Source organism: Rhodobacter maris, assembly GCF_900217815.1.
In the GTDB taxonomy this organism is placed as follows: Bacteria; Pseudomonadota; Alphaproteobacteria; order Rhodobacterales; family Rhodobacteraceae; genus Rhodobacter; species Rhodobacter maris.
In genome coordinates, this window is record NZ_OBMT01000004.1 from 208,529 (window position 1) to 218,956 (window position 10,428).

At 63.3% G+C, this 10,428-nt stretch carries 7 protein-coding genes and 1 pseudogene; 3 read left to right on the plus strand and 5 right to left on the minus strand.

What is annotated here, in order from left to right; genetic code table 11:
- The first annotated feature begins 59 nt into the window (after positions 1–59).
- From CRO22_RS08770 to CRO22_RS08780, 3 genes are all read left to right on the plus strand, one after another.
- The gene (locus CRO22_RS08770) at positions 60–1,241 is read left to right on the plus strand and encodes a hypothetical protein (protein WP_097069760.1); all 1,182 of its coding nucleotides are present in this window, start codon (positions 60–62) and stop codon (positions 1,239–1,241) included.
- 30 nt (positions 1,242–1,271) lie between these two features.
- Positions 1,272–1,814, plus strand: coding sequence for a hypothetical protein (locus CRO22_RS08775; protein WP_097069761.1), 543 nt, complete (start codon positions 1,272–1,274; stop codon positions 1,812–1,814).
- A 79-nt stretch (positions 1,815–1,893) separates the two neighbouring features.
- Positions 1,894–2,418: a hypothetical protein gene (locus CRO22_RS08780; protein ID WP_097069762.1), complete on the plus strand. Its 525-nt coding sequence runs from the start codon at positions 1,894–1,896 to the stop codon at positions 2,416–2,418.
- 13 nt (positions 2,419–2,431) lie between these two features.
- On the opposite strand, the gene CRO22_RS08785 is transcribed toward CRO22_RS08780, so the two are convergent.
- The 5 genes and pseudogenes from CRO22_RS08785 to CRO22_RS08805 all read right to left on the minus strand — a co-directional run bounded on the left by CRO22_RS08785 (position 2,432) and on the right by CRO22_RS08805 (position 9,900).
- Complete coding sequence (locus CRO22_RS08785) at positions 2,432–4,192, minus strand: hypothetical protein (protein ID WP_097069763.1); 1,761 nt, start codon at positions 4,190–4,192, stop codon at positions 2,432–2,434.
- A 138-nt stretch (positions 4,193–4,330) separates the two neighbouring features.
- Positions 4,331–4,522: pseudogene (locus tag CRO22_RS08790) on the minus strand (transposase domain-containing protein); the annotation flags it as partial.
- A 269-nt stretch (positions 4,523–4,791) separates the two neighbouring features.
- Positions 4,792–8,115 (minus strand): error-prone DNA polymerase, encoded by a 3,324-nt coding sequence (locus tag CRO22_RS08795; RefSeq protein WP_097069764.1) that lies wholly within the window; start codon positions 8,113–8,115, stop codon positions 4,792–4,794.
- Complete coding sequence (locus tag CRO22_RS08800) at positions 8,112–9,584, minus strand: Y-family DNA polymerase (RefSeq protein WP_097069765.1); 1,473 nt, start codon at positions 9,582–9,584, stop codon at positions 8,112–8,114. The genes CRO22_RS08795 and CRO22_RS08800 overlap by 4 nt, the downstream gene beginning before the upstream one ends.
- Positions 9,526–9,900: an ImuA family protein gene (locus CRO22_RS08805; protein ID WP_394341486.1), complete on the minus strand. Its 375-nt coding sequence runs from the start codon at positions 9,898–9,900 to the stop codon at positions 9,526–9,528. The genes CRO22_RS08800 and CRO22_RS08805 overlap by 59 nt, the downstream gene beginning before the upstream one ends.
- Positions 9,901–10,428: the final 528 nt, after the last annotated feature.

The window sequence follows — 10,428 nt, forward strand, 5'->3', positions numbered from 1 at the left end:
TTGACTTCGAAGTGCCGTGAGGCAGCCTGTCCAGATCCCGAAGATTACTGGGTGCAAACATGTTTCGATCTTTTCTTTATGCTGGCTGCCTTGCTGCCGCGGTCTTTTCCGCGCCCGCGCTTGCCTTCGATATGAGCGAATTGGCCGATCCGTTTGATGCGGGCCGTCTGTCCGCCACCGAATTGCGCTTTTTGCAATCCATGATCGCCTTTGAGGGCAGCTACGACGGCATGATCGACGGCAAATGGGGGCCCGCAAGTCAGGCTGCACTCGAAAAGTTCATGGCAAACATGGGCCTGCCGGGTGTCCCAATGACCGCTATGGTACTTTTGCGCGCGGCCGAGCACCAGATCCGCTTTGAAAATGACGGCTGGCACGAAACCTATCTTGATGCGTACGGCTTTTCATTGCTGACGCCAATGCAGATTACGCCGATCGAACTGCGCGGGCCAAGCTTCGGTTTTTCCGCCAAGTTTTATCCGATCGTCTATACGTTCGAGCAGAGCGACCGGAGCCAACTCGTGGGCACGCATGACCAGCTTCTTGCCAGCGCAAAGCCGGGCACGCCGAGCTATCGCCTGCGCCGGGCCGACCGTAAGGTGACAGCCGTTCTTGCTCGAAATGACAGGGGGCTCGGACTCAGTGGCGATGTCTCCGAAACGATCTTCTATCTGCGTTCGGAGCGAAGCCCGCGCGGTTGGAACACTCTGTTGCTGATGACCGGGGCGGAGAACCGCGGGCTCATGGCCATGGTGGCGGGCAGTGTCGTTCCCGGGGAGGGGGCGCCGATCGAACTGCCCGAGACAGGCGAGATCGTGCAAGGGATCCGCGCGGGCACAGCGGCGGGGCTCTTTGGCAGATTTGATGCAAACGGCAACCTTATGCCCCTTCCTGGTGCGCAGGCGCCCGCCCTACTGGATGGGCCGTGCCGGTCCTGGGGGGAGGAGGTGACCGTCTCCGGGCCAGTGCGCAAACAGATCTTTCCGGGGCCGCCGAATTACGAAAATATCGCGCTTGGCGACGCAGAGGAAGTTGCGACGATCCTCACGCTTGATGAGCCCTTCTGTCTGAATGCGACTCCGGGCGACCCGGAGGAGATTGCGGTGCGCAAGATCACCGAGATGCAACTTGTCTCGCCGATCCCGGCCTCTAGCGAGCCGGTCACCGTCACCGGCATGCCGTTTCTGGGCCATACCGGGCATCACCATACCGAGGTGATGCTGGGCAACCGTATCGACTAACCCGTTCACGCCCCGCAGGAGATCGCTGTCATGCTCTTTGCTGTTCGCCTCGCCCGCTCACTGCTCGCCGTCGCACTGATGATCCCCGTCATCGCTCCGCCTGTCAGGGCGGCTTCGCTCGACGCGTTTCTCGATCAGATCGAATTCTGCATCGAACCTGGCCCGTTGAAAGAGGCACGGCGCAAGCTCAGCCGCATGTTCCCGGTCCGCAATGTCGATGGCGTGATGAGCTACCCGCTCGACACCCAGACGCTGCGCCGCATCGACGCGTTGCTGCCCGGCCGCTTGCGCGCCGCATCTGTGACCGAAGACAGCGGCCATATGCAGATGAAATTCGAGATCGAAGGCACTTATCGCGGCCAGCGCGTGAAAGACATCGAACTCTGGCATGGCGCGCCGGGAATGCAGTTTTACGGTTTCGGGGTCGAGTTCCTCGAGACCCGGGCGCAGATCGCCTCGGTCTTCGGGCCTTCGGTCGACTGGACCCGCGCGAACAGCAACCGTTACCGGCCCCCGGTTCTGGCGATGATTCCTTCCTCGCGTGCCCTCATCATGTGCAGTTTCTCACCGTAACGGACCACCCGTCTTGAACCACGTATTCCCCCTGAGGAACGGAACCCAGATCCCTCTGCCCCGGAGATAGTCCATAGCCATGCGCTCTTTTCTGCTTGCCCTCGTTGCCAGCCTGATCGCGCCCGGCCTTGTCGCCGCCAATCCGCCAACGCTCGATCCAATCCTTGTCGGCACCGAAGTTTGCCACCCCTCGCGTCGGTTCAACGCTTTGATCGACGCGCTCGCCGAGATTTATCCTGCCGATGAGAGCTTCAATGGCGGCTATCGCGCGGCGCCTGAAAGCTTCACTCGGCTCGCCGCGCAAGCGCGGCTTCCGGTTCTGCCCGAAGCCGTCGACATCCGCTGGGTCGAGCGGGTGATCACCTATGAGATGACGGTTCAGGGCACCTATCAAGGGGTGCCGGTGCGCGCGCTCTCTTTCACTTGGGGTCTTGAAAGCGGCATCAATTACTGGTCGGTGCAGTTTGACGCGCCGCGCACACAGGTGGTCTTGCGGTTTGGCGCCGCGGTAGCGCGTGCGCGCCAGCAGAGCGTTAACGAATGGGATCCGATCGTCAGCATTGATCCGGTGGAAGCGCGGCTCACTTGCGACAGTTCGATGTGACGGAGGGGCCTCCTCAACGCCGCGTCGGCTCCATCCCGAGTCCGACCGTATAAGTCTGGTATCCGAAATAGCCACCCTTGCAGCGCCGCGTGAACCCGCCGCTCAGAGTTTGCGTGATCGGCTTGTGATCATATTTGAGAGCCTTGAAGGCGAGATCGCCAAGGCAGGCGTCGATCTCCTCGGGGTGAAAGCCAAGACCCGAAAAGAACCGGTAGACATGCTGCAGGTAGCGACGCCCGGTCGGCCCTTGCCCCACCCCGCCCGCCAGTGTCAGATTGACGTGGACGGTCTGTGCAGGCATGTCGAACAGCACCAAGACGGAGGTGCTGTCGCCCATCGCCGCCAGAAAAGCACTGCCGGTGGCACATTCGACGCTGCCCGTCTGCCCGATGCGCATACAGCGGATATCACCCTTCGAAAGCGTCTCGATCTGCTGCATCATTCGCGCCAGATCGCGCTGCCGCAGTGCCGCCAGAAGCGGCGCACCCGCGACAGTTTCGAAATTGATCGGCTTCGGGCGTTCGCAAATACCATTCAGGGCAACAAGCCGCGCCTCGAGCCCGCCGATCTCGAGCACCTCGCGCCGCCCGTCCGGCATCTCGGCCGTCACTCGGACCGAGCCTTCCGCGCGTTCCGCAGCGCGCCTGTAAGCGGCGATAAAAGCGCGTGCGCTCTCTGGGCGCAACTCTGGCCCGATCTGGCTCACTGTCGTGCTGCGAAAGCCCGGATTCCCCATTCGGATGACAGTACCATCAGGAAAACGAAACTGCGGGTCGAGCCTATTGTCAGCGGCGACGAGCTGGACAGTGTAGTCCTTGTACCCCAGGCAACCAACGGCAATCCCGGCCATCTGGGAGGATTCAGGCAGACCGAAGACCAGCCGCGGCTCGTCCTCGGCCCGCATCAGCATCCAGCGGCTTTCTTCGCCGGGAGTTGGCGCGGGCAGCGCAGCTCGAGCGGGCCCGAGCGTTTCAAGATGAAGGGCCTTCAACCAGTCCGAAACATTTTCCGTGCCGCGCGGGTCGAGCAGCGAAAATTGCTCGCCCCCCTGGATGCTGTTCGCCACAAGCGCCATTGCCGCACGATCCGCGGAAGTGGCGGCGGCGACCGCAAAGAGGGTCCAACTGTTGTCCTCGCGGCGCGCGAGAGTCGCGTGAACCGGAGCATGACCACTCCGGCGCAGCCCGAAAAGACCATCGATCCGGGCCTCTCCAGACCAGATCAGGTAATCATCCTGGCGCAACTCAAGCGCCGGCGCGTCCTTGAGCGCCGCCTCACGAAGTTGGTTGAACCAGCGCTCGAGCGCGCGCTTTGTGCCCTGCATCGCGCCAATCGTCACCGTGCCGTCATCATAGAGCAGGGTGAAATGGTCATTTTGCGAGACCGCACCCACTTTGAACGGCAGAGGCGCTAGGAAGGAGAGGTTTATCCCGGGGTCATAGACAAGATCCCATTGCCCGGTGTCGAAACGGTCAAGCGCGCGGTCCAGAAAGCCCGCAACGGCACGCAGGTCAGGCCTACACCCGACACTTGAGCACCCCATTACAGCAGCGAAGCCGGCATCGAGACCCGGCCCCCATTCTCCCGTGAACATCCTGTCGTAAGCGCCCGCCTGCGTCAGCGCCGCCTCGATCAGGCGGATATCATTGGGGCCAAGACCCGCGGGATCGAAGGATTGATCCAGGGGATCGGCGCGAAGCGGCAACGCCGCGCAGGTCGTTATGAGAAGGGAAGAAATCGCCACGAGGAGGGCTTGTCGCGCCAAAGTGATCATCGCAAATCTCGTTTAAATTAAATAAGCACTCTCGGTGAGTTTTCTTGCACTGACACCAGGAAGGTAAATGATTTGCCCCTCACATCTCAAGGACCATTGGCATACCGCCCGCCCATCGCCCTTTGCCTTGCGGCTTGACTATTCACGGAAGTTCCAGGGCATGAGCGCGGCGATATCGCTTTGCATGTGCGGGTCGAGGATCTTGCGGAGCGTGGCGGCGATATAGGCCTCGGGGTTGATGCCATTGAGGCGGCAGGTACCGATCGGCGCGGCGATGCGGGTCCAGGTTTTCGCCCCGTCGTCGGAGCCTTTCCTCGTCAGCGGTATCGGCACCGGCGCCTGGATGATGCTGCGTTGCGCGATGTACTGCGCGCCGCCGCCGAGACGCACCGAAGGTTCGGGTAGGCGATGAGATCGAAGCTCTAGCCGCATCACATCATGTCAGAGATTCAGAGCCTGAAGAAAACCTCCGGGACGACCTTTGAGGGCGCTCAGGACACACGATCAACGGCAAGGGCGGATTCCGGACATGCGGCGCACTCTTCGCTGGAACCCAGGATAGCGGCCTTTGCTTCTTGGGCCCCAATCCTTATTTTGGCTCAATGAAAGTCCCGGCTTGGAAACAACCGCTTGGCCTGCTCGCGCGGGTGGCGGGCGCGCGATGTTGTGCGAGGGGGGCGCGGGGCGTCGTCGGCTTGGGGCAGCGTGCCTCCAATCCGTTCGGGCATGGGGTGGCCAAGGTCTGAGAGCCGATGCGAGAGATCCTCTATACGCTCGGCAATCAAATGCACCACGATCCCCTCGCGCTCCAGCCGCCCGGTCACGCGCAAAAGCCGCCCGCCCATCACCGCGCGGCGAAAGCGTTCGTAAAGTTTGGGCCAGACCACGACATTGGCGACCCCGGTCTCATCTTCCAGCGTGAGGAAAATCACCCCCGAGGCGGTGCCGGGGCGCTGGCGGGTGATCACGAGGCCGCAGACGGTGGTGCGCTGCAATGGCGCGGTTGCCAATTGGTCATGGCATGTCAGACCCGGCAGGCCGGGGCGCAAAAGCTCCATCGGATGGGCCCGGAGCGTGAGGCGCAACGCGATGTAATCTTCCACCACTTCCTCGCCCAGATGCATCGGGGGCAGCGGCACAGAAGGCTCGGCCAGCCCCTCGCCATCCAGCGGATTTGCAAAGAGCGGCAGCGGCGCAGGCGCGCGGATCGCGCGCACCGCCCAGAGCGCATCGCGCCGTGTGAGCCCCATGCCGGCAAAGGCATCTGCCTCGGCCAGACGTTCCAGCGTGGCCGGCGCAAGCCCGGCGCGCAGCCAGAGGCTTTCAATATCGGGGTAGCCATTGCCGCGCGCGGCCACGAGCCAGCCCGCATCCTCGGCCCGCAAGCCCTTGATTTGCCGAAAGCCAAGTCGGAGCGCGAGCCGCCCATCGGCGCAGCGTTCAAGGCTGTTGTCCCAAGTCGAATGGTTCACGCAAACGGGGCGCACCTCTACCCCATGTTCCCGGACATCGCGCACAATTTGCGCGGGCGCGTAAAAGCCCATCGGCTGGGCATTGAGCAACGCGCAGGCAAAGACCTCGGGGTGGTGGCATTTGAGCCAGGAGGAGACATAGGTCAGCATCGCAAAGGCCGCCGCATGGCTTTCGGGAAAGCCGTAATCGGCAAAGCCTTCGATCTGCGCAAAACAGGCCTCGGCAATCTCTTGCGCATAGCCATTGGCGCGCATCCCGCCGATAAACCGTTCGCGGTGCTGCTCGATCGTGCCCATGCGCCGGAAGGAGGCGAGCGAGCGGCGCAATTGATCCGCCTCTTCTGCCGAATAGCCCGCGCCGACAACGGCAATTTGCATCGCCTGTTCCTGAAACAGCGGCACGCCGAGGGTTTTGGCCGTGACGGCCGCGAGTGCGGGGCCGAAAGGTTCAGGGGCTTCGAGCTTCTGACGGCGGCGGATATAGGGTTTGACCATACCGCCCTGAATCGGGCCGGGGCGGACAATCGCCACCTCGATCACGAGATCATAGAAGGTTTCAGGCTTCATCCGCGGCAAAAAGTTCATCTGCGCGCGGCTTTCGACCTGAAACACCCCCACCGCATCGGCGCGGGTGAGCATCGCATAGGTGGCGCGGTCTTCTTGCGGCACGGTGGCGAGGCTGAGCCGCTCGCCCTTGTGGGCGTCGAGCAGATCGAAACTTTTGCGCAGGCAGGTCAGCATCCCAAGGCTCAGGATATCGACCTTGAGGATGCCAAGCGCGTCGATATCGTCTTTGTCCCATTCGATGCAGCTGCGCCCCGCCATCGCGGCGTTTTCAATCGGGCAGAGGTCATCCAGCCGCCCCCGCGTGATGATAAAACCGCCAACATGTTGGCTGAGGTGGCGCGGAAAGCCGATGATCTCTCCAATGAGCCGGATGGTCAGCGCCAAGCGCCGGTCTTCGGGGTTAAGCCCCACTTCGCGCAGCCGCGCCGGGTCTGCCCCTTGGTTGGACATGCCCCAGATCTGGCCCGAAAGGGCTGCCGTGACATCGGCAGACAGCCCCATCACCTTGCCGACCTCACGGATCGCGGCGCGGGAGCGGAAATGGATCACCGTGGCGCAAAGCCCGGCGCGGTTGCGGCCATAGCGGTCATAAATCCACTGAATGATTTCCTCGCGCCGCTCATGTTCAAAATCCACATCAATATCGGGCGGTTCGCCGCGATGGCGGGAGATGAAACGCTCAAACACCATGCCGATCATCTCGGGCGCGACATCGGTGATGCCGAGCAGGTAGCACAGGATCGAATTGGCCGCCGAGCCGCGCCCTTGGCACAAAATCCCGCGCCTGCGCGCCTCGGTTACGATGTCATGCACGGTGAGGAAATAGGGCGCATAGCCAAGCTCGGCCACCAGCCCCAATTCCTTGGCCATCAGCTTATAAACGCGTTCCGAGGCCCCCTCGGGGTAGCGCCGCGCAAGCCCTTCCCGCGCAAGCCGATCCAGCCGGATTTGAGCGGGTTCGCCATCGCTGGCCTCATCAGGGTATTCATAGCTGAGTTCCGAGAGATCAAAGCTGCACCGCGCGGCGATTTCCAACGTGCGCCGGATCGCGGCGGGGTGGTGGCGGAAAAGCCGCGCCATCTCCCCCGCACTTTTCAACCGCCGCTCCCCATTGGGCAGCGCGCGGGTGCCAATGGTATCAATCGTCAGCCCCTCGCGCAGGCAGGTCAGCACATCGGCCAAAGGGCGGCGATGGGCGCGGTGCATCAGAACATCACCCACCGCCACCATCGGTGTATTGGCGCGCAAAGCGAGATTGGCGCAGGCGCGAAACCACGCCTGATCGGAGCCATCATAACGCGGCGCGGCACCCAGAAAGACATGGCCGGGAAAGGGGCGCTGGAGTGTTTGAAGGGGCGCGCGGATCGCCCCAGTTTGCAGCGTTTCAGGCGCACCGATTGGCGGCAAAGCGATCAAGAGCATGCCCGTGCAGCCCACCGCCAGATCGCTCAGATCAAGATGGCACTCCCCCTTGGCGGCACGGCGCTTGCCTAAGGTCAGGAGCCGCGAGAGCCGCTCATAGGCGGCGCGGTCCATGGGCAAAGCAAGCCAGTCGAGCGGACAATCGCGCAACACCAGCCGCGCCCCCACAATCAACCGCGGCAACCCCAGCACCTCGGGGCGCGCCAGATCCTGCGGCGTGCCCATCTCTTGGCGTGAGGATGGGTCCATTTGCGCGCTGGAGCGAATGCGTAGCCCCGCCGCCTCTTCGCGCAGGGTTTTCAGCGCGGAGAAGGCCCGCACCACACCCGCCAAACTGTTGCGATCGGTGATGGCAAGCGCCGTCAGCCCCAATTCCGCCGCGCGCGCCACCAATTCCTCGGGGTGTGAGGCCCCGGTGAGGAAGGTGAAGTTCGAGGTCACGCAAAGTTCTGCATAGCTCATGCAAATTCTCCCTGCACAAACCAGCCCGGATCTTGCGGGGTGTAAAACATCCACAACCGCCGCCCCTCGCGCGTTTCCACCCGCCAGTAATCGCGCAGGCCCCGGCGCCAATTCTCATCCTCAATCCACCATTCCGGCGCGATGCGTTCGGGCCCGGTGGCGCGCCCCAAGGTGAGCCGCATCCCCCGCCAGCGGAAACTCTGCGGCGGCTCCGCCCCCTGTGCGGCAAGGGGCTCGGGCGCAAACAAGCGCAGCGGGCGTGGGCGCGGCGCGGTGAAGCCGCTCTGCGGGGTACTAAAGGCCGCAGGTGCCAGCAAAAAGGCGCGCTCGGGGATATGGCTTTCGGCGGGCAAAAACCGCAGCACATTTTCCAGCCCGATCCGCGTGCCGATCCGGGTGATCAGATCGGCCAGTTGTTCTGGCGGCGCATGACCCGGTGCGGCGCTTTGCAAGGCATTGCTTTGCGGCGGGGCGAGCCTTTCCACCTGCACCGCCTCCAGCCGCATCTGATCAATGCCAAAGCCGGCATCCACATCTTCGAGCCCGCGGGCAAAAAGCGGCAAGATACGTGCGGGCTCCCGCATCGGCGCAGCCAAGCGCAATTCGACCTGTTGGCTCGCCTGATCGACCCGGCGCAGGGTGAGGCACAGCCGCCGCGCCCCCATTTCTTGCGTGGCGAGCTTTTGGCACAGCGGGGTGAGCAAGCGTTCCAGCGCCGCTTGCACATCCGCCTGCAAGCCGATCGGCTCGGGCAATGTCATCCGGGTGGCAAATTGCGGCGGCTCAGCCTCTGGCGTCACGGGTTCGGGCGCATGGCCAAGGCATTGATCCAGCCGGGTCAGCAGGTCTTGGCCGAACCGCCGCGCAAGCGGCGCGCGCGGGCTGGCCGCCAGATCGCCGATCTTGCGCAAGCCCAACCGTTGCAACGCGACCACCGTATCCGTCGGCAGGCGCAGCGCAGCAACGGGCAAAGACAGAAGCGTTTCCGCGCTGCCGCCAAAATGCGCCACCGCCCAGGCCGCCCCGCGTGACGCCGCAAGGCCAAGCTGCGCGGTGACGCCCGCGCGGGCAAGCCGGGCCTGCATATCGGCCAGCATCGCCGCCTCGCCCCCAAACAAATGCGCGGCTCCGGTGATGTCCAGCACCAGCCCATCCGCACCTTCAAGACCCACCCAAGGGCAATACCGCTCCGCCCAACGGCGCAACAGGCGCAGGAAACGAGCCTCTTGGTCGGGCCTTGCGGGCTGGCTAATTAGGTTTGGGCAAAAGCTGCGCGCATCGGCCATGCGCATGCCGCGGTGCAGCCCGGTCCGTTCGGCGGCCCCATTCAGGCAATAAATCGTTTCGCTGGAGCCGATGCGTTGGGACAGAGCAAAGGGCCCCTCGACCGGGCGCGCGCGTAAAACCCGGTCACTCGCCAGCCGGGGAAACCAGATCGAGACGATGCGCCTGTGCGTTCCAGCAAACATTCCACGCGCCAAATGTTCCCATTTTGTTCTTAATAATTTCCCAGCGCATCAGAGTCGAGTCTTCGTGCTTTGGATCGAACACAGGCGTGGCGCGCCAGCGGGTTTCGGCAGCATTCGAGCCCATCCCCTCGGGGATCAGGCACAGCCCTATGGTGCCCCCGGTCCCCGCCGCCAATTGCAGCCGCCGCCCCTCGCGCAGATCAAGTGGGCGGGTGATTTCGAGCACCACCAGAGCCACAGCCCCATCCTTCAGCGCCTCTTCCGCAACGGCGAGCGCATCGGTTTGGTTGGCTGGGTGGGCCAGCAGCACGCGCACCGGATCTAACACCGGCAAAAACCCGACAGGGTTGAGCGTGTCACCCTGCCAGCTTTCGCGCAGCCACAGAACGGGGCCCTGAACTGCGGCCGCAAGGCAAGCCGCGAAGCTTGAGGCCACAGGCCCGCAAACCTCATGGACACGCGCGGGGCGAAGGGGGAAAGGAAGAGCAAGATCACGTCGCATGGGGAGAGGGTAAGGCGAACACTCCGCCTTGCCAACTGCTGGGCGGGCCTCTCGGGCATGCCGCTCACATGGACCAGAGAGATTGTTCAGCGCGCCTGAGGTATTTCGCTGCGCAGGTCTTGAAAGGCGGCTTCGCAGAACGGATCGCTAATGTGCGAATGACCGGAAAGGGCCGGCTGTGTCAAAACCCGGCCAGGTGGCTAGGCTGCAGACCCATTGGTTTCAGGCTTCTGGCGTGTTTCAGGCTCCGCAAGGAGACCTGATCTATGAGCAATCTTTACTGGCTGACCGAGGCGCAGATGGAGCGTCTGAAACCGTTCTTTCCGAAGAGCCATGGCAAGC

Excerpts from the sequence above, each read along its gene's own strand:
- CRO22_RS08770 (WP_097069760.1), top strand. The coding sequence starts at position 60 with ATGTTTCGATCTTTTCTTTATGCTGGCTGCCTTGCTGCCGCGGTCTTT.
- CRO22_RS08775 (WP_097069761.1), top strand. The coding sequence starts at position 1,272 with ATGCTCTTTGCTGTTCGCCTCGCCCGCTCACTGCTCGCCGTCGCACTG.
- CRO22_RS08780 (WP_097069762.1), top strand. The coding sequence starts at position 1,894 with ATGCGCTCTTTTCTGCTTGCCCTCGTTGCCAGCCTGATCGCGCCCGGC.
- CRO22_RS08785 (WP_097069763.1), bottom strand. The coding sequence starts at position 4,192 with ATGATCACTTTGGCGCGACAAGCCCTCCTCGTGGCGATTTCTTCCCTT.
- CRO22_RS08795 (WP_097069764.1), bottom strand. The coding sequence starts at position 8,115 with ATGAGCTATGCAGAACTTTGCGTGACCTCGAACTTCACCTTCCTCACC.
- CRO22_RS08800 (WP_097069765.1), bottom strand. The coding sequence starts at position 9,584 with ATGTTTGCTGGAACGCACAGGCGCATCGTCTCGATCTGGTTTCCCCGG.